The sequence below is a fragment of the Phytohabitans houttuyneae genome (assembly GCF_011764425.1).
Classification (GTDB): domain Bacteria; phylum Actinomycetota; class Actinomycetes; order Mycobacteriales; family Micromonosporaceae; genus Phytohabitans; species Phytohabitans houttuyneae.
The window spans coordinates 3,857,785-3,879,290 of record NZ_BLPF01000001.1 but is presented as its reverse complement, the minus strand read 5'-3'; the positions used below and the strand labels follow the sequence as shown (position 1 = coordinate 3,879,290).

Below are 21,506 nucleotides of genomic sequence, written 5' to 3'. Positions count from 1 at the left end.
GGAGGCTCGCGTGGCGCTGGAAACGTACTGGGTCGACAAGCTGGTCGTCGTCGACTGGCCCATCCGCGACCCGGAAGGCACGTGGGTCCCCGGCGTCACCGTCACCGGCACCGTCACCCTCCCACCCGCCCCGGGCGGCACCACCCCGATGGTCGTCGCCGAGGTCCCCGCCGAGCAGCTGTACCGGGCCACCTACAACCCCATCGTGGCCGGCACCCACGCGGTCCGGCTCGTCGCCACCGGCGTGGCCGACGGCGCCGAGGAAGCCACCTTCGTGGTCCGCCGGTCCCTGGTCGGCCTCCCGCCGATCACCGTTGACCCGACGACGGACATCGGCAAGATCCGGCTCCTCGCCACGGACCTGGCCGAGGACGACGCAGTGTTCGAGGACGGCCAGATCTCGGCGTTCCTGGCCATCGAGGGCAACGTGAAACGGGCCGCCGCGCTCGCCATCGAGACGATCGCCACGTCGGAAGCCCTCGTCTCCAAGGTGTTGACCACTTCGGATGGTTTGACGACCGACGGTGCCAAGCTCGCCGACTCGCTGATGAAGCGGGCCAAGGCACTCCGCGACCAAGCCGACGTCGAGGCCGGCGACCCCGACGACTACGGCATCGAGATCGTCGACTTCGACCAGTACGCCGCCTACCGGACGTACCTCTGATGCCCCTCGGTGGCCGGCCCGGCCTCGCCCGCACCCGCGTCATCCCCGCCGAGTGGGAAACCCATCACCGGCCGGTGTCGGAGGACGGGATGCAGGCCGAGTGCCGGATCGAACGGCCCGCGACCAGCCCGGTGTGGGACGACGTCGCTGGCCGGGACGTGTTCCCCGCCCCGGCGCTCGTCTACGAAGGCATGTGCCGCTTCCACGGCACCGCGCCGTCCAGCTCGGCGCCCGTCGCGGACAAGGACATGCCGCGCGGCCAGTACACGGTCACGATCCCCACCGACAGCGACGAGATCCTCAAAAACGACGTCGTCCGGCTCACCGCCTGCGACGGCGACCCGGCTGCGGTCGGGAAGACGCTGCAGGTGATGGGCGCCACCAGGTCGGCGAAGACGTGGGAGCGGACGCTGACCGTGCAGATGCCGCAGCCGACCACGAACCAGGCGTAGCCGCAGGGCGGGGGTGGCCACTGTGGACGACCTCGACCGCCTCGCCCGCGACATGGACCAGGCGCCGGACAATCTGGCCGACCGCGCCGACGCGCTCGTGCGCGCCTCAACCCTGCAGACCGAGGCGCTCGGCAAGGCCGGCGCGAACGTCCGCACCGGGTTCATGCGGGCGTCGATCACCAGCGAGTTCGAGCGCACCGCCGACCGCAGCGCGGGCGAGACCGGGCCGACCGCCTGGTACTCCCATTTCCCACACGACGGCACGTCGCGGATCGCGCCGAACCCGTTCATGTACCGGGCAGCCGACGTCGTCGAGCCGCAGTTCTACGCCGCGGCGGAGGCGCTCGGCGCAGCGGTGCTCGATGGCTGACACCGACATCGGCTGGGCCCACGCCGACGCCATCAAGACCATGCTCGGCGGGCTGCCGTACACCGTGTACATCGGCGGCGCGGACATCCCCGACGACGCCGACCAGTACCTGGTGCTGTGGTCCCCGCCGGCGAACCGGCCACGGTCGACGCTCAACGGCTACGGCGGCGAGGCCCGCACGACCACGCAGGTAACCGCGGCGGGCCGCACCGTCCGCGAGGTGATCACTGCCCTGGACCGGGTGGCTGCGGCCCTGCACCGCCAGAGGCCAACGATCGCGGGCCGCAGGTGCTCGCCGATCACACAGACGCCGGACGTGCCCGCCCCGCCCGCGCCGGAGAAGGACCCGAACGTCCGCACCACGGACGGGCAGCCGATCTTCTTCAGCTTCCTTCAGTTCTCCCTGTTCAGCGCACCCGAGGAGCCGTAGATGGCCGAGATCCAGCCGTTCACAGTCACGATCGCGGGCGGCGCCGCAACGTATAACGCCGCCGCATCGGGCGACACCGCGAAGTGCGGGCCGGGCTACTTCCTGCATGCCAAGAACGCCAACGCCGCCAGCCGCACCGTCACGATCGCCGTGCCCGGCAACACCGCGTGGGGTGAGCCGAACCCGGACAAGGTGTACACGCTTGCCGCCGACAGCGGCGAGCAGATGATCCCGCTGCTGGACGAGTACAAGGACCCGTCCGACGGCCTTGCCCACTTCACGTGGTCTGCGACCACCGGGGTGACCCGCGCCGTCATCAAGCGCTAACCCCCTTCCCGTTCGTCTCGCCGGCCATCCGTTGTGGGGCCGGCTTTTTCGTGCCCGAAGGAGGGCTCATGGCTTGGCGCAAATGGGTGTGGTGCCGCGATACCACAACCGGCCACCACATGGACGTCGATGCCCGGCAGTTGCCGCGGCTGCTGAGGGCGAAGGCCGTCGAGGTCGTCGAGGGCTACGCGCCCAACGAGGGCCCAGACGTTGGGCCTCGGCCCGCGAAGCCGCGCCGCTCGATCGCTGAGCCGCCCGAACCGGCGAGCTCCGAGGTCGACCACCAGACCACCGCAGCGACCGACCCGACCGAGCCCGCGGCGAGGAAGCCGCGCAAGACCGCGGCCCCGGCTGAGCCGCCGGCCGAAAACCCAACCAGCAGCGAAGGAGCTGAGCAGTGACGCAACCGGCCGCGGTCCCCGCCGATGGGAATCTGAAGGTCTACTACGTCGCGACGCTGGCGGACCCGGAGAACCCGACTGTCACCGAGCTGAACGCGGGCACGTCGAAGGACCTGTCCTGCTACATCACCTCGGACGGCTTCCAGACCACGCTCGACGAGCAGACGATCACCGACAACCGTCTGTGCAGCCGGGCAACATACGAGCGGCCGGGCCGCTGGCAGAAGCAGATGACGCTGTCGTACGTCCACAACCCGGACAGCACGGCAAACAACGTCGCCTACCTGACGTTCCCGTACCTGGCCACCGGCTACATCGTCGCCCGATGGGGTGTGCCCTACGAGAACGCGTGGGCCGCCTCGGACCTGGCGGACGTGTACCCGATCCAGGCGGGCAAGCCGTCCAAGAACCCGCCCGCCGAGAACACCGTCCTCACGGTCACGCAGAAGATGTTCATCACGGGCGAGTCGTACGACGACGCGGTGGTCGCCGCATGACGACGGAGGCAGCCGATCTCGTCGAGGGGGTGGAGGCCGCAGGAGCGACCGATGAGATCGTTCCACGGTCCACGAAGGACCGGATCGCGGCGGCGAAGCTGCCCGAGCGCACGGTCGACATCTGCCTGCGCGGTGATCTGCAGGCCGAGTGGGAGGAACTTGAGCGGCAGCTCCGCGAGGCGTTCGCGCGGGAGCAGGGCGACAAGCGTCTCAACTCCGGCGGTGAGTCGAGGCGGCTCGCGCAGCAGATCGAGGCCCTGCAGGGGCAGATGCGCGCCGACACGCTCGTGTTCCGGATGCGTGCCCTGCCCCGCAAGAAGTGGACGGCGCTGCAGAAGGACCACCCTCCGCGCAAGGACAACGAGGCCGACCAGGAGCTTGGCTACAACGTCGACGACTTCGTCCCTGCGGCGATCAAGGCGTGCACGGTCGAACCGGCCGACCTCGACGACGCGGCCTGGGAGCACCTGCTCGACGAGGTGCTCACCGAGTACCAGTTCGTGCAGCTGCAGAACACCGCGTACGCGTTGAACGTCAACAAGGTCAACGTCCCAAACTCGTTCGCCGCCTCTCGGATTCTCCGGCCCTCCGAGCCCGAGTAGCGGCGGCGCGACAGCTCGGCATCAGCCTGCGGGAGTTCGAAGGGTGGGTGCCGGAACGCACCACCGAGTACGAGTACGACGCGGACGGCAAGCTGGTCCGCTCCCGCGAGTGGGTCGAGTCGGCGTGGGACGAACGCCAGCAAGCGCTGATGCTCGCCTACGCCGAGTGGGAAGCGGCCCGCTGCCCAGTCTGCGGCGGCGACCCAGCGGAATGTCAGGACCCGCTCGCTGACAAGGACAACCCGCGCGGCAAGTGGGTGTACTGGCCGAAGCTGCCGAAGGTCTGCCACGTGGGGACGGCCGCCCGCCTGTACAACCAGAAACCGGACGACAAGCGGGCGCTGATCCCGCAAGTGGTGAAGCAGCGCCGCGGGGAGCCCGCGCCACGCCTCGACTGGTGATCGGCGGTGAGCGTGGCGCGTCGCCGGATCGCCGTCGAGTTCGTCGCCGAGATGCTGCGGTTCCACCGGGACATGCAGTCCGGAGCCGACGACGTTCGCCGGCTCAAGGACGAGTCCCGGGCCGCGCAGCTCGAGGTCGCCAAGCTCGGCACAGAGTCGCAGCGTGCATCCGCGCAGGTGGCTCAGTCGGCTCGGCAGGCGGCCAGTTCCATGGCTGGCGCGCGTGCCGAGTTCGGTCGAGCTGGTTCGGCGGCCGGCCGTGAGTTCGGCGACGCTTTTACCCGGGACGCGTCGGGGCGGCTCCGGACCGCGGACGGCCGGTTCGCAACGGAAGGTGCCCGGCTCGGCGGCAGCCTCGGCCGGGGAATCTCCCGTGGGGTCGTGCCCGGCCTGTCCGGCATCTCCGGCCGGCCACTGTTGCTGCTCGCCGCCGGCGGGGTCGCCGCGGTCGGTGCGCTGCAGGGCGTTCCGCCGGTCCTGGCGGCAATCGGTGGCGGCCTCGGCGCAATCCCCGGCCTAGCCGCGGGCGCGTCAGCCGCCCTGGCCACCCTCGGCGTCGGCCTGTCCGGTGTCGGTGGGGCGATCGGAGAGGTCTTCGATCCGCCTGCGGGCGGTGGCGGCGGTGGCGGGGGGATCGACCAGACCGCCGGCGCGCTACGGCGCCTCGAACAGGCCGAGCGGGCACTGCGGTACGCGCAGCGGGACGCCCGCGAGAGCCAGGTCGCGCTCAACCGGGCCCGGGAGCAGGCCACCCGTGACCTGCGGGATATGGCGCTGCAGCTCAAGGGCACCCGCCTCGATGAGCGGTCCGCGACCATTGCCGTGCTGGAGGCCGAACGGGACCTGCGGGAAGTCCGGGCCCGCGGCGGCGATCCGCTCGAGGTCGAACGTGCCCAACTCGCGTACGAACAGGCGCAGCACGCGGTGGAGGAGACCCGGAACCGGCTCCAAGACCTGACCGTGGACCAGGGCAAGGCGGCGAAGGCCGGCGTCGAGGGTTCCGACACGGTCCAGCAGGCGCTGCGCGACCAGGAACGCGCGTACGACGCTGTCAAGGACGCCCAGTACGGAGTCCTCGACGCGCAGGAGGCTCTCGCTGCGGCGCAGGCCGGCGGTGGCGGTGGCGGGGCGGCTGCGGCGACCGCCTACGACAAGCTGTCGAAGAACGCGAAGAAGTTCGTCGACGCGATCCGGGCGCAGAAGACCGAGATCGAAGGCCTCCGCCACCTCGCCCAGGATCGGATCTTCGCCGGGCTGGACCGCGAGTTCACCCAGACCTTCACACAAACGCTGCCGTTCGCCCGCAAGCAGATCATCCGGTTCGGCGACGACTGGAACACCACCTTCAAAAACCTGCTGAGGCTGGGCCGCGACGACCAGTTCCTGGCGGGTCTCGATGATGCACTGGCTGCCAGCGACCGCTTCTTCGACAACGTCAACAAGCGGATCCCCGCCACCGGGCGGACCCTTTCCCACCTGTTCACCGGATCGGTGCCGTTCATCGACCGGTTCGGCGACACCCTGCTCAGCTACGTCGACGACTTCAACGACTTCATCGACCGCGCCGCCCAGGACGGGTCGCTGGAGGAGTTCTTCGAGGACGCCGCCGACCAGGCCGAGGCGCTCCTCGACATCGGGCGTGAGGTCATCGAGCTCGTGGGCCGGATCGGTGGCATGGATCAGGGGTCCACGCTGCTGCGCGACATGGCCGACGCCTTGGAGAAGTTCAACGACGAGGCGCATGACATGCGGTCCGTCGAGGGGATCATCGCCACCGGCAACGCCGCGGTGAAGGGCCTCGTCGAGGTGCTGCTGGTCCTCGGCGAAACCCTCGGCGAAACCCTCGCAGACGAAGGCACCCGCGACGCGGTGATCCTGTTCTTCGACATCCTCAAGGTCGGCGCGCAGATCGTGGGAAACCTTGCCCAGCTGTTCTCGGCGCTACCCGACCCCATCCAGTCGGTGGTCCTCGCTGGCGCCGCCCTGTTCCTGGTCGGGTCGAAGATTTTCGGGCTCTTTGACCGGCTCGGCGGGATCCTCGGCCGCGCCAACGGCCAGCTGGGCCACATGGGTCCGATGGGAGCCCAAGCCGCCGCGGGCCTCGAGCGTGTGGGCCGCGCAGCCAAGGCGGCCGGGATCGCCCTCGCAGCGATGCAGATCGGTGCCATCCTGCTCGACCAATTCTCCGACGCCGAGGTCAAGGTGTCGGCGCTGAGCAGGGCGCTGGAGGAGTACGGCAAAACTGGGAAGCGGACCGGGGAGCTGCAACGCACGTTCGGCCGGGACACTGAGGACACCCGAAAGATCTACTCGGCGGCGGCGAGCGGCTGGGCGCAAGACACAGCACGGTTCGCTGAGTCGATCCCGATCTGGGGCGACCTACAGCGCGGCTTCTCCGAAACGTTCCATGGCCAAAGCTTCTCTGGCGCCAAGGAGAACGTCGCCCAGCTCGACGCGGAACTGACGAATTTCCTCAACACGAGTGAGGACGTGACCGCCGCTCAGGCGGCATACAACAACGAGTTCTATCGGTCGGGCCTTTCCTTCGAGGAATTCAAGGCGCTGCTGCCGGAGTCCACCGCGGCGATGGAGAAGCTGGCGTCCGGTGTCGGCGGGGCGAACCTGTCTCAGCGGCTGCTGAACGGCTCGATGGAAGACGCGATCGAGATCACCGGCAGCTACACCGACGCGTGGAAGGCGCTACATGGCGAAATGCTGTCCGCGGACGAGGCCGCCCTCCGCGCTGCGGAGGCGATCGACGCGGTCGGTGAGTCCTTCTCTGAGAACGGGCGCGCCATCGACGGAAACTCCAAAGCCGCGTTGGAGAACCGGATCGCTGTGCAGCGTGCCGCCGAGCAGGGCGCCGCGCTCGCCCAGCAGAAGTACCAAGAGACCGGCTCCGTGCAGCAGGCGTCCCGGGCCTACAACCAGCACATCGCCGCACTCCGGGAAGAGTTGCGGCAGGCCGGCCTGACGAAGGCGCAGATCGACACGCTGATCAAGCGGTACACGACGATGCCGCCGCTCAACGTCGATTCGAATCTTGACACGATGCGGCGCGAAGCCGAACGGTACAACGCCGCCCTGGACCGAATCCGGCGCAACGTGAAGGCCGGCGGGTTCGGGGTGAACGGCAACTTCGTCGGCATCGGCGGCAACCGGTGGGGTGGCGTCTACGAGCACGCCCAGATCGGCAAGCTCCGCGAGGCCCACATCGCCGCCGCCCACCCGGTAGCCCGCTACGCCTACGCCGAACGTGCTACCGGTGGCGAAGCGTTCATTCCCAGGTACGGGCACCGGGCTCGGGCGGTCTCGATCGGTCAGCGGGCCATGGGCTGGCACGGGATGGATGTCGTACCGAAGGGGGCGTTGGCTGCCGCGTACGGGCAGGCGATGAGCTTGCCCCCGTCACTCATCCCCGTGCCGGCGGCACCGCACGGCCCGATCGTGTTGGAGATCCGGTCGTCCGGCAGCAGCGAAGACGAACTGCTCCTCGAAAGGCTGCGTCGTGCGGTGCGGGTCCGGGGCGGTGACGTGCAGATCGTGATCGGGACCTCCTGATGCTCGACGGACCCGAGGGCGCCACCGTCAAGCTGCGGCTCGGCGGCACCTGGACGGACGTCACCGCCGACGCCGCCGGCGAACTGGTCGACGTGAACCGTGGCCGCCGTAACGAGGCGTCCCGGGTCGACACCGGCTCGTGCACGCTCTCCCTGGCCAACGACACCGGCAAGTACTCGCCCCGGAACCCCACCTCCCCGTACTACGGCCAGCTCGGCCGCAACACCCCGCTGCGGGTGTCGGTGTCCGGGGTCGACGACCGGCACGTCGTGCTGTCGCCACACCGGCACGGATACCTCGTCACCGACGACCACGCCTCGCTGGACATCACCGGGGACATCGACATCCGCGTCGACCTCGCACCCGACGACTGGGCCTCGATCGGGCTCGCCCAGAAGTACCTGGTCGCCGGCGACCAACGATCGTGGTTCCTGCACATGGGTGCGACGTCGCCGATCCTGCGCTGGACGACGGCCGGCACGTTCGCCACCGTCCACGACATCTCCGCCAATGCGGCGCCAGCGACGGCACCTGGCCAGCGGCTCGCGATCCGCGCGACCCTCGACGTCAACAACGGCGCCGGCGGACACACCGTCACCTTCTACACGGCACCGACACTGGCCGGGCCATGGACCCAGCTCGGCACCCCCGTGGTGACAGCGGGCACCACGTCCGTCCATGGCGGCACGGCAACAGTGCGGGTCGGCGACAACGACACCCTCGGCGTGGTCAAACCGACCGGGAAGCTGTACGGGTTCGAACTCCGCAACGGCATCGGCGGCACCGTGGTCGCGAACCCTTCCGCCAGCACAGTCGAGCCCGGCCCAACTACCGCGTTCAACGACGCGGCCGGCCGCCCGTGGACCGTCGTCGACGCGTGGATCGCCGACCCCAACATCAGGTTCTCCGGCGAAGTCGCATCGTGGCCGCCGCGGTCCGACCAAACCGGCACGGTCGTCCGGGTGCCGCTCGAAGCGTCCGGGATCCTGCGGCGGCTCGGACGCAGCCGCGCCATTGCCGAGTCCACGTTCCGGCAACAGGCCCTGCAGCAGCACAACCTGGCCGTGACGACCGGCTACTGGCCTGCCGAGGACGCCTCAGACGCCACACAGGTGGCGTCGGCACTGCCCGGCGGCACACCCCTGCGGCTCGTCGGAAACCGGCAGTTCGCAGCCGACTCGACCAGCTTCCCCGGCAGCGCCCCGCTGCTCGTCGTGTCCAGCGGCAACGCCCTGAGCGGGCGAATCCCCCCGCACGCGGGCACAGGCACGATCGCGTTCCGGGCGCTGTTCACCTTCCCGCCCGGCGGGTTGTCGAACGGCACCGTCCTGGTCGATCTGTGGCAGGCCACCGGCAGCCCCCGCCGGTGGCGGCTGTCGTACCTGACAGCGTCGTCCGGGTCGCTGGAAATGGCCGCCGTCGGGTCCGGCAACGTCATACTGCAGAGCGGGTCGGCGGGGTTCGGGCTCAACGGCAAGTCGATGATGATCGGCTTCACGGTGATCCAGGACGGCGCCGACGTCGACTGGCACCTGTTCGGCCGGCACGTCGCGGACGGCGAAGTCATCCAGGGCGGCTTCGACGGCACGTTCACCTCGCTGACCGTGGACCGTGCGGCCGAGCTGTACATCGCCCCGAACGGTGACTTCGTCGACGTCACCCTCGGGCACGTCATGACCGGCACCAGCGTCACGCTGGCCGAGAACATCGACGACGGCATGACCGGCTACGCCTTCGAACCCGCCGCGGTACGGATCCAACGCATCTGCGACGAGGGCGGCATCCCGTGCGTCATCATCGGCGACCCAGACGACTCGGAGCCGTGCGGGTCGCAGCGTTTCGCCAGCCGCCTGGAGGTCATCCAGGACGCCGCCGACGCGGACGGCGGGATCCTGTTCGAGCCCCGCGACTTCGTCGGTCTCGCCTACCGGACCCGGGCGTCGATATACACCCAGCGCCGCCGTGCGGCGTTCAGCATCACCGGCAAGGAGCTGACGCCGCCGCTGGAGCCCACCGACGACGACCAGCTGCTGCGCAATGACGTCACCGCGAACCGGCTGTCGGGCTCGTCCGCCCGTGCGGCACTGGAGACGGGGCCGCTGTCCACTCAGGACCCGCCGGACGGTGTCGGCGTGTATCCGCAAGAGGTAACCGTCAACGTCGCAGAAGACGAGCAGCTGCCCGACGTCGCCAACTGGCTCCTGCGGTTGGGGACCTGGGACGAGTCCCGCTACCCGACTGTGCGCGTCGACCCGCCCGCGCTTGCGCTCGAGGACAAACTGGCGGTGGCGGTGGCCGCCGCGGAGCTCGACGTCGGTGACCGGTTCACCCTCACCGATCCGCCGGCGTGGCTGCCGCCCAGGGACGTGGACCTACTGGCGCAGGGGTTCACTGAGCGGTTCGACGGCTTCGAGTGGACGCTGGACATCAACGCGTCGCCGGGCGGGCCGTGGGCGGTGGCCGAGGTCCACGACGATGATGCGACGCACGATTTCGATCTGCGTGTCGCAGGCGGCGACGATATGGCGCTGTCGGCGGCCGCCGCCGCGGTCGACACCACCCTGCTTGTTGGCTCTGTATCTGGGGAGCAGCGTTGGGCAACCGTCTCTGACGACGCCGAGTCCCCCGACGACTTCCCGATGGACGCCGTCGTGGGCGGCGAGGTTGTCACGATCACCGATGTCGACCAGGGTTTCCGGGATTCGTTCTCCCGCACCGTGTCGAACGGGATGGGCACGCCCGGTGTTTCTTACCCGGCCACCGCTTACGTGGTGGAGGGAACAGCTTCGCTGTACTCGGTCGTTGGCGGCACCACCGGCCGGATCAACACCTCGGTCACGAACACCTTGTACATGGCCCACGCCGACATGGGGTCTGTCGACGGCGAAATCTATGTGACGACGTCGATTCCGGTGGTGCCGACGGGTGCGCCGATAACGGTCCGGGTGGCCGGCAGGTGCACGGACGCGGCCAACTACTACGAGGCCCAAATTTCGATCGCCACCACCGGCGTGGTCACCTTGCAGATTTTCCGCCGCATCGGCGGATCCGGCGGGGTCCTCGACTCGGGTGGCAACGCCGTCACCGTGTCCGGGGCGCATTCGGCCGGGAACTCGTGGTCGATCGGCCTCAAATATTTCGGCACGACGCTGGCGGCGAAGGCGTGGAAGACCACGAACCCGCAGCCTGGCTGGCTGACGGTGGGCCAAGACGACGGCCTCACGACCGGCACCCGGATCGGGTTCCTGACTCGCCGCGAGTCAGGGAACACCAACGGCGCCACCAACATCGACTTCGACGACTTTGTTGCGGTGGCGCCGCAAAGGCTGACCGTGACCCGCTCCACGAACGGCATCAGCAAGGCACACGACGCCGGCACGGTGATCGAGGTCGCCGAACCCGCGGACGTGGCCTGGTGAGGAGGCACCCGTGACTCTCACCTGGAGCGTCGGGCAAAGGATCACGGCGGCGCGCCTGAATCTCCGCAACCCGGTAGAGGCGTCCAAACCGGGCGACACCTCCCGTGCGTCGACGACCACGTCGACAGCCGACCCGGATCTTGTGCTCGTGTTGAAGGCGAACACGACCTACAACCTGATGGGCCAGGCGTATACGACCGGCGGCGACAACGCCGGTGACTTCAAGTACGCGTGGTCGTGGACCAACACTGGGACCGTCCTCATGGGAGCGGTGGGCCCACACAACAGCATCGCGTCCGGCTCGCAGGGCGACGCCGAGTGGGTGTTCCGCGCCGCAGATTCGGCATCACCGTCGACCGACACGCCGTACGCGACATCGGCTGGCGGTGTGTCGGTGCGGATCAACGACCGGATCATCGTTGGCCCCGCCGATGTGACGCTGACCCTGATCTGGGCCCAGCAAAACTCGAACGCGACCGCGACAGTGCTCAAGGCCGGGTCGTGGGTCACCGCGACACCTGTCGCCTGACAGTCCATTCGGGCTAGAAGCCGGGCGGCGGCTTGTAAGGACCCATCGGCCTACCCGCGTCAACGCAAGCGGCGTGGAACGCGGCCGGATCCGACGCGGACCGGACGGCGCCTGTCTCCGCCTGGTCGGCTTCGCCGCGGACCCGTGCCCATCCTTCGTTGGCTGGGAGCAGACCGTTGACCCACATCTCGTAGTACGCGCACGCCGACGCCCCGTGCGGGTCGTCTTTGACGAAGTCTCGATCTCGGAGTTCCCGATTCGGGATGAGCGAGAGCACAACGAAGGTGGCGGCGGCGATGACCGCGGCGACCACGCCTGCGGCTATCCAAAGCCGTCGGCTGCGGCGTCGCGGGGGGACGGGCACGACCATGGCCCGCACCGTAGTCGGCCCGTGACCCGCGGCTTCACCTGGTGTCGGGTAGCCGACGAACCCCGAACGGGAGGCGATGATGGCAACGCTTGCGCAGCTTGAGGCCGAGCCCTGGTGGGATCGGGAGATCGTCACCGTCGAGCTCGACTGGCTCGGCGACGAACTGTGCCGCCGGACCGGCCGGCCTCGCGTGGCGGCGGGGACGAAGGGCGACCGGCATCACCTGCGCGGCTCCCACCGCTCCCAGGAGTGGATCAAGCGGTCGGCGTTCTGCAGCAACCGCACCTACACCGTTCAGGGCGGGTTGAGTCCGCTGCAGGAGCGCTACGTCGCCGGGTTCGACTTCACGCCCGGCAGCGTCGACGAGATGATCGCCCAGTCGAAGCGGATCCTCGCCGCGATGCGGGCGGGCCGGCTCAACGAGGTCCGCGAGTTCTACGGCAACGTCGACGGCGACCAGGTCGTCGACGGCTGGGACAACGTCCGCGACCGGGCCGCCACCTCCGACTCGTCGCACCTGTGGCATTGGCATGCGGGCCTCGACCGCCGCTACCTCACGGACAAAGCGCTCATGGCGCGGATCGTCGCGATCGCGCTCGGAATCGACCAGCAGGAGGTACCCGAGATGACCCCGTTGCAGGCGCAGCAGCTCCGCGACGCGCACTACACCACCGCGGTGGCCATCCCCAACCCGACCGGCGACGGCAAGGTGCCGCTGCATGTGTGGGCCGGTTGGATGACCGACGCGGTCAAGGCCCTCGCCACCGCCGTCGGCAACGTCGACGAGGCCACCAAAGAGCAACTGCAGAAGGATCTCGCGGAGCTCAAGGCCGGCGTGGACGCCACCCCCGACAAGGTGGTGACGCTGCTCGGCGCGGACACGCCGGAGGAGATCGCCGAGCGGCTGAAGGCGGTGCTCGGGGACAAGTCGGCCGCCGTCGGTGCGCTCCTCGCTGCGGGCTGAGCCGGCACGTCGTGTGGACCTTGCAACGCTGCTACCAGCAGCCGGCGGCTTCGGTGTCCTCGCCTTCGTCATCGGCCTCCTCCTCAAAGCGAACCGCGACGACCGGATCGACTACCGGGAAGCGATCGCTGCGGAACGCCGCGAGGCCGACGCCGCCCGCGCCGAACGGGACCTCGCCGAGCAGCAACTCGACGAGGCGCGGGCCGCGCGGCGGCGCGCCGAGGACGAACTCGCCCGAGCGGTCCGGGCCGCCGAACGGGCGGCCGACCAGATCGCCGAACTCAACGAGCACGTGCAGCGCCTGGAGGGCGAGGTGAGGCGGCTAACGGACCTGCTGGTCACCCGCAGCATCGTCCTCCCACCAGCTGCCCCGGGGGCCGACGGTGGATGACACGACCCGCGAAATCGCCGGCCAGCGGCTGGAGCGGCTGATCCGCCGACGCAGCCGCCGCCGGACCGTCGTGCTCGGGCTGCTGCTGTGTGTCGTGGCTGGCCTACTCGGCTGGTGGGCCCATGGCCTGACATCGCGGGCCACCAGCGAGGAGCAGCGCGCCGACCAGGCCGTCTCATCGGCGGAGCAGCTGTGCGCGCAGGTGGAGCAGTTGGGTCGGCAATGTGTGATCGACCCTGCGGAGTTGCGCGGCGAGGCGGGGCCGCAGGGTGAGGCCGGGCCGCCCGGCCCGCAAGGCCCTCCGGGACCGACGGGAAACATGGGCCCACCGGGCCCGATGGGTCCGGTCGGGCCGAGCGGCGCCCCGGGCGCGGACGGGCGGGACGGTGTTGGTGAGCCGGGACCTGCAGGCGCTGCGGGTGAGCCGGGCCCTGCCGGGCCGCAGGGTGAGCCGGGCCCCGCCGGCAAGGACGGCGTGGCTGGGAAGCCGCCGGCGTCGTGGCGGTGGACCGACCCGGACGGCGCCGAGTACGAGTGCCTGCGCGACGACGGCTCGCCGGAAAGCGCCCCGACCTACACGTGCCGGACAACGAGCCAACCGAGCAGGTTGTTGCGGTGAGCACGCTACTGGTACGGCACGGCATCACCCGCACGGTGATCCTGACCCGCCGCTACGCGATCAAGGTGCCGAGCCTCCGGGGCGGCTCGACTGGCGGCGTTCGCGGCCGGCTCCAAGCGTTCGCATGGGGCGTGCTGGCCAACCAGGCCGAGTACCAGTGGCACGAATACGAGCCGTGGGCCGGCAAGGTCGCGCCGGTGCTCCGGTCGTGGCTGTGGGGGCTGGTTCAGGTCTACCCGCGCTGCGTAGCGCTGACGGAGCGGGAGTGGGGCACTCTGCAGTTTCCGCGGCTTGATCCGGATCCGGGTGACCACAAGCCGGACAACTATGGGTGGCTCGGCGGTCGCATCGTGCGTATTGACTACGACATGCGCTGACCCGGCCAGTGTGGCCGGCAGTCGTAGGCGGCCGGCGGCTCGACCCGCTCGAGGCCACACTCGCGGCAGCGCCACCAGAAATGACCGCCACAGCCGCAGTCCAGCCAGTCGTGTGGTGTCGGCCAGCTCCCGGCGGTCCGGTACGCCTCCCCGCAGACGCAGTGGGTGGGTTTGTCGCCCGCGAGCTCGCGGCGGGACTCGACGCGGGTGTGCCATACGGCTGGGTCGGCGCGGGCGGCGGTGAGGAGTTGACGGACCTCGGCGGCGGTGTGGGCGGGCTGCTCGACCTTGCTGGTGGCGTCGTCGCGTCGGCTGATCACCAGCCAGGTCCGCACCCACTCCATGCCCGAGTTTCGCACACCTGTTCTATCGATGTGGCGAGTCGGCTGCCTGTCGTGACCGGCCTGGCCGACCTCGACCACCTCCCGGCCGCGCTGCTCATCGCCATCGCTTGCACCACCGGTGACCAGGACGTCGCGACGCCGTTCCAAAGCAGCATCTAGCCCTGAAGGAGGGCACACCATGGATCCTGTCCTGCCCGAGCTGCCGACCTACCTGTTCGAGCCCACGCTCGCCGGGCTGCTGTCCCTCGCCCTCACCTTCGTCCTGCCGCTCGTCGCCGCCCTGTTCATGCGGGCGAACTGGTCGGCCACCACCAAGGGCCTCGTGCTGCTGGCCGTCGCCGCGGTGAAGACGTTCCTGGAGGCGTGGGCGGCGGCGGTCGCGGAGAACCTCGCGTTCAACTTCGTGACCGCCTCCTACACGGTGCTGATCAACTGGGGTCTCGCGGTGGTCTTCTACTTCGGCCTGCTGCAGAAGTCGAAGATCCAGCAGGCGGCGCTGCAGGGCGGCATCGTCCGCGACAAGGTCATCAACGGCCGGGTCGTGCGGTGACCGTGCTGCTGGCGCTGCTCCTCGCCGCCGCGGTGGTGTTCGCGCTCATGGCCGCGTTCGACGGGTACGGGCGCCGGGCGACGTGGGGCTGGCTCGCGGCCGCGTGCGTGATCCTCGCCGTGTGGGCGCTGCCCGCCATCGACGCCGCGGTGACCGTGACGTGAAGACCCTTGTCGCCGCCGCCGAACCACCCGACGGCCCGCCACGGCAGGTCGTCACCGTGTCGGGCGGCGGGCCGGCCCACCTGGTCTGGGTCGCCGGCGGCCGCCGCGCGGCGTCGTCGACCGCAGCGAACAGTTCCTCGGCTGTCTTCACCTGGAAAGGCTGACCTCGTGTTCCACGCGCACGGCGACTGGTTCTTCACCCGCCTGCCAGACGGTGCCGTCCGCATCCAGCGCGGCACCCCACCCGAGACTGGCAGCAGCGGCGCGCCGATGACCGTCGACATCGACCCGCACACCTGGGCGTCAGCGGTCGCGTCGGTGACCGCAGTGGGGGAGACAGCGGAGACGCACCGGGCGGCGCTCGCGCTGCACCAGCAGCCGGCCGAGGTCGACCCGGTCGCCCGGGCCAAGGCGGCGTACTCCTGCTACGGCGATGTGGCCGGCTGGAAGAACTTCCGCGGCGACCCGATGCCCCGCTGGGAGGACCTCGGCGAGAAGATCCAGAACTGTTGGATCGCCGCGTCGGCGGCGGCCGCGAGCCACCGGCCGGCCGAGCCCGACGACGGGGGCGCCGAGCTGACGTAGCGGCCGCCGGCGGTGGCCGGCACAGCAACGGGCCCACGTGCCTGGTCTTCGGACCAGGCTCGTGGGCCCGATTTTCGTCGTGTCGTGGCTCGGCCAGGCGCGGAGCTGGTCGGCCGCGACGCGGGGACTCCTAACCGGCCTCTTCTGGGCGGGGAGCCCGAGGCGGACGGCCACTTTTACGTGTCCAGCCCTTCGCGAACGCCTTGATGGAGGCCGCCGTGTAGATACGCCGACCACCGGACACGACGGCGACCGGCCGAGGAAAGTCGTCGCGCTGCTCCAGCTCGGACATCCGCTGGTGCGTGCGCACATCGAGGATCTCCCGCGCGCCGGTGGTGTCGACGAGTTCGGGCACGGTGGGCCGCTCGAGCTCGGCGGCCAGGTCGTGGTCGGTGATGATCCGCAGCGACAGGGCGGACGTGTTGATGAGGCCGGCGGTGACCGTGCGGGCCTGTCGCCACGCGTCGTCGGTTGCCTGGCGCAGCGTCGACGCCGTGACGCCGAAGGAGATTCTGGTGCGGTCGCGCTGGGGGTCGGTGGCGACGACGACGAAGTCGCCGCGGCCTGCGAGGGTCATGGCGTCTTCGGGGCTGGTGGTTCCGTCGTACTCGACGGTCGCGTTCCATTGCGGCATGCTGGAGTTACCTCCAATTTCCCTTGTTGGTGTCGGTGGTTGGAGGAGGAACCCGGGGCCGCGCCGTACACGCGGCCCCGGTGCGCTTACTCCCCTCTGGGGGAGGCCAGCGCAGCCCGGCGGCGATCAGCTGGTATAGCAGGCGCCGCCATTGGGGCAGGTCGCGCGGCGTCTCCGGCACGAAGATCATTTCGTCTCCTATTTGGAAGACGCGAACTCCGCTCTTGGAGATCCAGGCGCCATGTCCCTGTGCGGCAACCTCCTTGATCAGCAGGTCGACCAGTCCGTCGAGGCTGTCCTCCACGTCTATTGTCACCTCCTTTCCCTTGCTGGTGTCAAGGGGAATCATACCAGAAACCCTTGCGCGTGTGCAAGGGTTTCTGGTTGTGGGCCGGGAGGGCGGAGGCCGCGCCGTACACGCGACCCCCGCTTGGGCGACTAGTTCAGTCGCCCGCTCCAGGGCGGCGGCCATGCCAGCCCCAGCCGAGTGAGCGCACCGAGTAGCTGCGCCAGCTCAAACTGGTCGGCGGGCCGCCGGGGAATCGCGACGGCGGGGGCGTATGGGTCGTCCTCGTCGAGGTCGAGGAGCCATGCGCCGGACTCGTTCGTGTGGAACGAGCCGCCTTGGATCACGATCCACAGGAGCAGTTCCTCCCAGGAATCCAAGTAGTTTCACCTCCTTTCCCTTGTTGGCGTCATGACCATGCTACCCGAAAACCCTTGCGTGTACGCAAGGGTTATGTCAGCCGTTCGGACAGACTTACCTGGTCAAAACCCTTACGCGCGCGACAGGGAATCGTGCTACGATGGTGTCAACAAGGAGAGGGGGTGAGAAATGGAGATCGGAGAGGCGATGCAGCTGATCGCCGAGGAGGCCGAGCGGCAGGGCTTCCTCGTCCGGCAGACCCGAAGCAGCATGTGGCACTTCCGCAAGGGAAACGACAACTGGCTCGTATCCCCCAAGGACGCCGGCGACGTGCTGGAGGTTCTCCGGGTGCTGATCAGCGCCGGCCTCGACTGGTCCCTCCACAAGGAGGGCTAGTCGGCACCGGGGCCAGGCAGCCGGCCTGGCCCCGGACACCTCCGATACCCCATCGGCTCACCCCACGACATGAGGAGACGTCATGAGTGGATGGTTTATCGAGCTCGAGTTCACAGGCCCGCTGGAGCCAGACCAGATGGAACAGGCCGCCGAAGGCGCACCGTTCGCGCACTACACGGCCGGCGTCCAGGTGCTGAGGCTCCGCGGCCCCCTCGACGCCGTGGAGTACGACGACGCCGTCCGCGAGGCACAGGACTGGCCTGTCCGACTGACCGGCGCCGCCGAACTCGTCCGCGCAGGTGTGCTCTCAGGCCCTGAGCGCATGGTCATCGAGACGTCGGCCGCAAGGGCGCGAATGTGGGACCTGCTCGGCGCCGCCGAAATCGCCGAGCGGCTCGGCGTGACGACGGCCCGCGTGCGCCAGCTGGAGCAGCGGCCCGACTTCCCGAAGCCGGCCCTGACGCTCGCCGGCGGCCGCATCTACCGAGCCGACGACATCGACGCGTTCAACCGCGGCTGGGACCGTACCCCCGGCCGCCCGCGTCGTGCCGATAACTGACTGGCTATCGTGGCCATGAGGCCCCGCAGTGCTGCCGCTCTGCGGGGCCTCACCGTTACCCGTCCCCGCGACCGCGGTTCCTCAGCCGTGGTCGTTTTCGCCTTGACGGCAGCCCGTCTACAGATGGCTCGCGGGTCAGCCGTCGCGGCGTGGTCGCTTCTCCTCCGCCGTCGGCTGCCGCCACGCCCCCGGATCCGGGTCAAGCCGGGCGCGCTCTAGAAGCTCGCGGAGCTGGTCGCCGTCCCGCCGCCCGGTATACCCGTGGTCGATCGAGTTCCACCACAGCCGCCACCAGCGCCGCCTCGGCCGCTGCGGGTCATCGACCTCCTCGGTGATGTACCACCGGGGGTCGGCGATGTAGACCAGGACCATGTCCTTGCGCGCCACATGATCACCGTAGCTGCGAAGCGTCAAGACAGGGGCCACCGTCGGCAACCAGCGACCCCCGCCGGCCTAATTTCGCAGGGCGCCCGGCCGCTGACGTCCGGGCGCCCCGCTCAGGGCGCTGACGCCGTGCCGCCGGCTGCGCCCTCTTCCCGGTCGATTCCTTCCGCGGAAAGACCGGGGGCTTCCTGGTCTGCTTCGCCGACCGCTCGCCGCACTCGGTCAAGGGAGGACGAGGCGTGGCGGTACCAGAGCCGCACCTGTTCCCGGCGCCGTCGGATGGTCCACGGCCGTAGCCAGGCCCACCTCGCTCTCGTGACCGCCCGCTGGTACCAGACTGCGGCGACCATCGCGTCGATGACAACGTTGGTGACGGGCCGACTGGGCCGCTCCCACAACACCATCACGGGACCTCTACGGGCGACGGTGCATCCAGCGGGACGGGCCGGGTCCAGGCGATGAACCGCTCATACAATTCCGCCGGCGGCACACTGGTCAGGTCCACGGTGGCGTTCGCCAGATGCATCGACATCAACGCGCCCAAGGTGACCACGCCGGCACCCGCCCCGAACTCGGTTGCGAGCGCTTCCCGGGCTGGGTCACACGGCCAATCCTTACTGCAGCCGGTACATACCCAGTCCGGCGGGTGCGGCAGGTGGTCTCCGAGGACGACCACGGTCACTGGCCTTCTCGCGGCTCGTGCGGCATGTCGGGCCGCACGGGTCGCACCCGGACCAGCCATGACCACTTGGCCAGGTTGGGTGGTTGCCGGTTGCCGGGCAGCTGCTGGCCGCGGACAGGCCGGAACTGTCGCAAGTCGACGGTCGGGGCGTTCGCCCACCTCGACTCGCTCATCGGCCGGCGTCGCGCTCCGCGGCGGCCCTTGTGCCGACGGCAGAGCGCACCTGGTGCGGCGTGCGGCCGGGAGTGGTGGCCGCGGCCGCGTCAGTGGGGCGGTCGGCGGGTCGCCGCACGCCGTCGGGCTGGGCGAACCATTTGACGGCGCCGTCCTGGGCCACAAGCGATCACCTCTTCGGATCCAACGTTGACGACACGACGGCCCCACCCGAAGTAGCGGAGCCGCCGCGCCGGTTCTTGGGAGTACGGCGGCGCGCGCCCGAGTCACACCTGCGGGGACCACGCCGCCGCACTCCGATCTGGGTGCCGGCCTGGGCGGGGCGGAGGCCCTGACCAAGCCGGCACCTTCGTAGCGTCACCGCTACCAGGGGCAAGGTCGAGTAGGTGAGCGTCCGCAGTCTGTCCACCCCTGTCCGCGGACAAGCCGGCCGCTAGCCTCAGCCACGTGACGGATTTCCTGGTGGTCGCGACCGCGACCCAAACACGCGAGCAGGCGATCGCCCTCGCTGGGGGCGCGGTTGCTGCCCGGCTGGCCGGCAACGCACAGGTGATCGGCCCGGTGGTGAGCGTGTTCTGGCACCTCGGCGAGCAGGGCACCGGCGAGGAGTACCAGCTGCTGCTCTACACCACCGGCGACCGGTACCCCGACCTGGAGGCGCACCTGCTCGAGCACCACCCGTGGGACAACCCGCAGGTGACCGCTACTCCGATCGTGGCGGGGGCGGAGCGGTGTCTGGAGTGGCTGCGGCAGTCAACCGCCGACCCTGCCTAGCCCACTCGACCGCCCGCGCCCGCAGATCCACGACGCAGGGCAGCGAGCCGTACGGTTCGAGCCGGCCGAGGAACCCGTCGATGCGCTGGCCCGGTCGGATGGAGCCGATGCCGGCGGACAGCTCGATCGCCCGGCCGGCGGTGTCGCACGCCTGCTCGACCTCGTGCACGTCGAGGTAGGCGTCGGCCAGCCACGACAGGTAGAGGGCCTTGTCGCGGGCGTGGGTGTCGTCGTACGCGGCAAGGACCTGCTCCAGCACGGTGATCGCCCGCATCGGCCGGCGCAGCACCGTCCAACAGCGACCCGTCATGATCTCCACTTCGGACCGGTCGACCCAGTACACCCAGTCGGGTTCGGGCCGGTCGTCGTGCTCGGTGAGCGCGGTCGCGCCGAGCGCGAGATGCGTCTCCGCCTCCTGCGCCTGCCCGGTGACCGCGTGCGCCCAGGCCCGCCGGCAATGCAGCAGCGCCCGCACACCCGGGGTCACACTCGGCCCAGCGGTATCCACGGCGGCGACCGCCTCGTCGACACCGGGCTGACCGAGCCCGAGCCGCAGGTAGGCGATGAACGCCCACGCGTTCCCGGCGAGGGCCGTGTCGTCGGCGTCTTCAGCAGCAGCGAGAGACATCCGGTAGAGGCCGTCGGCGTCGTCGTGCAGGCCGGCGTCGAACGCGGCCCAGCCGGCGAGCTGCGCCTGCTCGGCGAGCACCGCGAGCAGGGCTCGGCCGGTCTTCTCCGTGTAGGACCCGTCGCGGATCAAGGCCTTTGTGGACTCCACCTCCGCCATGTACACCCGGTAGGTGTCGGCGCCGCCGAGGAAGTCGTCGAGGCGGCGCAGCCGGGCCAGACGGGTGACGAGCTGGGCGGGCAGGCCGGCGCCGACCCGGCGGCCGAACGTGAGCCGCTGGTGCGGCAGCGACGCGGCGATGCCCGCGGCGGCGACGAAGGTGCGTCGGCGCACACCGGCGTTGTCGGCGGTGACCATGCGGGCGAGTTCGCCTCCGGCTTCCAGGGCGATGTCGAGTGCCTGCGCGGTTTCCACGCTGGGCTGCCGGGTGCCGGTCTCCAGCTCGTGGAGTAGCGACTTGCTGTGGTGGACGAGGCGGCCGAGCTCGCGGAGGGTGAGCCCGCGGTCGACACGCAGACGGCGCAGCGTCTGCGGGAACCGTGGGTCGGCAATAGACCGGGGCATGTGCTGGGCTCCCTGCTAGCGGACAGGGGTGGGGCGCCGGCCGCTAGA

The 21,506-nt window shown here is 69.9% G+C and carries 32 protein-coding genes; 22 read left to right on the top strand and 10 right to left on the bottom strand.

Annotation, left to right across the window (positions count from 1 at the left end; all coding sequences use genetic code 11):
• The first annotated feature begins 10 nt into the window (after positions 1-10).
• The 13 genes from Phou_RS17700 to Phou_RS17640 all read left to right on the top strand — a co-directional run bounded on the left by Phou_RS17700 (position 11) and on the right by Phou_RS17640 (position 12,987).
• Positions 11-664, top strand: coding sequence for a DUF2057 domain-containing protein (locus Phou_RS17700; RefSeq protein ID WP_173057015.1), 654 nt, complete (start codon positions 11-13; stop codon positions 662-664).
• Positions 664-1,116, top strand: a complete 453-nt coding sequence (locus Phou_RS17695; RefSeq protein ID WP_173057014.1) for a DUF6093 family protein — start codon at positions 664-666, stop codon at positions 1,114-1,116. The genes Phou_RS17700 and Phou_RS17695 overlap by 1 nt, the downstream gene beginning before the upstream one ends.
• A gap of 22 nt (positions 1,117-1,138) precedes the next feature.
• Positions 1,139-1,486, top strand: coding sequence for an HK97-gp10 family putative phage morphogenesis protein (locus Phou_RS17690; protein ID WP_173057013.1), 348 nt, complete (start codon positions 1,139-1,141; stop codon positions 1,484-1,486).
• Positions 1,479-1,916, top strand: a complete 438-nt coding sequence (locus Phou_RS17685) for a hypothetical protein (protein WP_173057012.1) — start codon at positions 1,479-1,481, stop codon at positions 1,914-1,916. Before Phou_RS17690 ends, Phou_RS17685 begins: the two co-directional genes overlap by 8 nt.
• On the top strand, positions 1,917-2,243 hold the full coding sequence (locus Phou_RS17680) for a hypothetical protein (protein ID WP_173057011.1): 327 nt from the start codon (positions 1,917-1,919) through the stop codon (positions 2,241-2,243).
• A gap of 68 nt (positions 2,244-2,311) precedes the next feature.
• Positions 2,312-2,644: a hypothetical protein gene (locus Phou_RS17675; protein ID WP_173057010.1), complete on the top strand. Its 333-nt coding sequence runs from the start codon at positions 2,312-2,314 to the stop codon at positions 2,642-2,644.
• Positions 2,641-3,141: a phage tail tube protein gene (locus Phou_RS17670; protein ID WP_173057009.1), complete on the top strand. Its 501-nt coding sequence runs from the start codon at positions 2,641-2,643 to the stop codon at positions 3,139-3,141. Before Phou_RS17675 ends, Phou_RS17670 begins: the two co-directional genes overlap by 4 nt.
• On the top strand, positions 3,138-3,743 hold the full coding sequence (locus Phou_RS17665) for a hypothetical protein (RefSeq protein WP_173057008.1): 606 nt from the start codon (positions 3,138-3,140) through the stop codon (positions 3,741-3,743). The genes Phou_RS17670 and Phou_RS17665 overlap by 4 nt, the downstream gene beginning before the upstream one ends.
• A 47-nt stretch (positions 3,744-3,790) precedes the next feature.
• Entirely contained in the window at positions 3,791-4,144 is a 354-nt protein-coding gene (locus tag Phou_RS17660) for a hypothetical protein (protein WP_173057007.1), read from the top strand.
• A 6-nt stretch (positions 4,145-4,150) separates the two neighbouring features.
• Complete coding sequence (locus tag Phou_RS17655) at positions 4,151-7,705, top strand: hypothetical protein (RefSeq protein WP_173057006.1); 3,555 nt, start codon at positions 4,151-4,153, stop codon at positions 7,703-7,705.
• Positions 7,705-11,124 (top strand): hypothetical protein, encoded by a 3,420-nt coding sequence (locus Phou_RS17650; protein WP_173057005.1) that lies wholly within the window; start codon positions 7,705-7,707, stop codon positions 11,122-11,124. The genes Phou_RS17655 and Phou_RS17650 overlap by 1 nt, the downstream gene beginning before the upstream one ends.
• Before the next feature lie 10 nt (positions 11,125-11,134).
• Entirely contained in the window at positions 11,135-11,653 is a 519-nt protein-coding gene (locus Phou_RS17645) for a hypothetical protein (protein ID WP_173057004.1), read from the top strand.
• Positions 11,654-12,102: 449 nt separating this feature from the next.
• On the top strand, positions 12,103-12,987 hold the full coding sequence (locus tag Phou_RS17640) for a hypothetical protein (RefSeq protein WP_173057003.1): 885 nt from the start codon (positions 12,103-12,105) through the stop codon (positions 12,985-12,987).
• Positions 12,988-13,018: 31 nt separating this feature from the next.
• On the opposite strand, the gene Phou_RS17635 is transcribed toward Phou_RS17640, so the two are convergent.
• A complete protein-coding gene (locus Phou_RS17635) occupies positions 13,019-13,279 on the bottom strand; it encodes a hypothetical protein (RefSeq protein ID WP_173057002.1) in 261 nt (86 codons plus the stop codon).
• A 91-nt stretch (positions 13,280-13,370) separates the two neighbouring features.
• On the opposite strand from Phou_RS17635, the gene Phou_RS17630 reads away from it, so the two are divergent.
• On the top strand, positions 13,371-13,997 hold the full coding sequence (locus tag Phou_RS17630) for a collagen-like protein (protein ID WP_218579041.1): 627 nt from the start codon (positions 13,371-13,373) through the stop codon (positions 13,995-13,997).
• Positions 13,994-14,374, top strand: coding sequence for a hypothetical protein (locus Phou_RS17625; RefSeq protein ID WP_173057001.1), 381 nt, complete (start codon positions 13,994-13,996; stop codon positions 14,372-14,374). The genes Phou_RS17630 and Phou_RS17625 overlap by 4 nt, the downstream gene beginning before the upstream one ends.
• Here Phou_RS17625 and Phou_RS17620 read toward each other — a convergent pair.
• The gene (locus Phou_RS17620; protein WP_173057000.1) at positions 14,359-14,718 is read right to left on the bottom strand and encodes a hypothetical protein; all 360 of its coding nucleotides are present in this window, start codon (positions 14,716-14,718) and stop codon (positions 14,359-14,361) included. The two genes, Phou_RS17625 and Phou_RS17620, sit on opposite strands and share 16 nt — an antisense overlap.
• A gap of 178 nt (positions 14,719-14,896) precedes the next feature.
• On the opposite strand from Phou_RS17620, the gene Phou_RS17615 reads away from it, so the two are divergent.
• The 4 genes from Phou_RS17615 to Phou_RS17600 are packed head-to-tail and all read left to right on the top strand — an operon-like array spanning position 14,897 to position 16,017.
• Entirely contained in the window at positions 14,897-15,268 is a 372-nt protein-coding gene (locus tag Phou_RS17615) for a hypothetical protein (protein ID WP_173056999.1), read from the top strand.
• Positions 15,265-15,432: a hypothetical protein gene (locus tag Phou_RS17610; protein ID WP_173056998.1), complete on the top strand. Its 168-nt coding sequence runs from the start codon at positions 15,265-15,267 to the stop codon at positions 15,430-15,432. The genes Phou_RS17615 and Phou_RS17610 overlap by 4 nt, the downstream gene beginning before the upstream one ends.
• The gene (locus Phou_RS17605) at positions 15,429-15,596 is read left to right on the top strand and encodes a hypothetical protein (RefSeq protein WP_173056997.1); all 168 of its coding nucleotides are present in this window, start codon (positions 15,429-15,431) and stop codon (positions 15,594-15,596) included. Before Phou_RS17610 ends, Phou_RS17605 begins: the two co-directional genes overlap by 4 nt.
• Positions 15,597-15,600: 4 nt before the next feature.
• Positions 15,601-16,017: a hypothetical protein gene (locus Phou_RS17600; protein ID WP_173056996.1), complete on the top strand. Its 417-nt coding sequence runs from the start codon at positions 15,601-15,603 to the stop codon at positions 16,015-16,017.
• Positions 16,018-16,147: 130 nt separating this feature from the next.
• Here Phou_RS17600 and Phou_RS17595 read toward each other — a convergent pair whose 3' ends face one another.
• From Phou_RS17595 to Phou_RS17585, 3 genes are all read right to left on the bottom strand, one after another.
• Positions 16,148-16,651 carry a hypothetical protein gene (locus tag Phou_RS17595; RefSeq protein WP_173056995.1) on the bottom strand — a complete coding sequence of 168 codons (504 nt, stop codon included), beginning with the start codon at positions 16,649-16,651 and terminating at the stop codon, positions 16,148-16,150.
• Between the two features lie 7 nt (positions 16,652-16,658).
• Positions 16,659-17,000 (bottom strand): hypothetical protein, encoded by a 342-nt coding sequence (locus Phou_RS17590; RefSeq protein WP_173056994.1) that lies wholly within the window; start codon positions 16,998-17,000, stop codon positions 16,659-16,661.
• Between the two features lie 89 nt (positions 17,001-17,089).
• Positions 17,090-17,317 carry a hypothetical protein gene (locus Phou_RS17585; RefSeq protein ID WP_173056993.1) on the bottom strand — a complete coding sequence of 76 codons (228 nt, stop codon included), beginning with the start codon at positions 17,315-17,317 and terminating at the stop codon, positions 17,090-17,092.
• Positions 17,318-17,486: 169 nt separating this feature from the next.
• On the opposite strand from Phou_RS17585, the gene Phou_RS17580 reads away from it, so the two are divergent.
• Together Phou_RS17580 and Phou_RS17575 are read left to right on the top strand one after the other, a co-directional pair.
• Positions 17,487-17,693 carry a hypothetical protein gene (locus Phou_RS17580; RefSeq protein ID WP_173056992.1) on the top strand — a complete coding sequence of 69 codons (207 nt, stop codon included), beginning with the start codon at positions 17,487-17,489 and terminating at the stop codon, positions 17,691-17,693.
• An 82-nt stretch (positions 17,694-17,775) separates the two neighbouring features.
• On the top strand, positions 17,776-18,252 hold the full coding sequence (locus Phou_RS17575; RefSeq protein ID WP_173056991.1) for a helix-turn-helix transcriptional regulator: 477 nt from the start codon (positions 17,776-17,778) through the stop codon (positions 18,250-18,252).
• Between the two features lie 135 nt (positions 18,253-18,387).
• Here Phou_RS17575 and Phou_RS17570 read toward each other — a convergent pair whose 3' ends face one another.
• The 4 genes from Phou_RS17570 to Phou_RS17555 form a co-directional block, all read right to left on the bottom strand.
• Positions 18,388-18,639, bottom strand: coding sequence for a hypothetical protein (locus Phou_RS17570; RefSeq protein ID WP_173056990.1), 252 nt, complete (start codon positions 18,637-18,639; stop codon positions 18,388-18,390).
• A gap of 400 nt (positions 18,640-19,039) precedes the next feature.
• Positions 19,040-19,318 carry a hypothetical protein gene (locus tag Phou_RS17565; protein WP_246273598.1) on the bottom strand — a complete coding sequence of 93 codons (279 nt, stop codon included), beginning with the start codon at positions 19,316-19,318 and terminating at the stop codon, positions 19,040-19,042.
• Entirely contained in the window at positions 19,315-19,491 is a 177-nt protein-coding gene (locus Phou_RS17560; RefSeq protein ID WP_173056989.1) for a hypothetical protein, read from the bottom strand. Before Phou_RS17560 ends, Phou_RS17565 begins: the two co-directional genes overlap by 4 nt.
• On the bottom strand, positions 19,488-19,655 hold the full coding sequence (locus Phou_RS17555) for a hypothetical protein (protein WP_173056988.1): 168 nt from the start codon (positions 19,653-19,655) through the stop codon (positions 19,488-19,490). The genes Phou_RS17560 and Phou_RS17555 overlap by 4 nt, the downstream gene beginning before the upstream one ends.
• Before the next feature lie 284 nt (positions 19,656-19,939).
• On the opposite strand from Phou_RS17555, the gene cutA reads away from it, so the two are divergent.
• Positions 19,940-20,266 (top strand): divalent-cation tolerance protein CutA, encoded by a 327-nt coding sequence (gene cutA / locus Phou_RS17550; protein ID WP_173056987.1) that lies wholly within the window; start codon positions 19,940-19,942, stop codon positions 20,264-20,266.
• On the opposite strand, the gene Phou_RS17545 is transcribed toward cutA, so the two are convergent.
• Positions 20,196-21,458, bottom strand: a complete 1,263-nt coding sequence (locus Phou_RS17545; protein WP_173056986.1) for a helix-turn-helix domain-containing protein — start codon at positions 21,456-21,458, stop codon at positions 20,196-20,198. The two genes, cutA and Phou_RS17545, sit on opposite strands and share 71 nt — an antisense overlap.
• Positions 21,459-21,506: the final 48 nt, after the last annotated feature.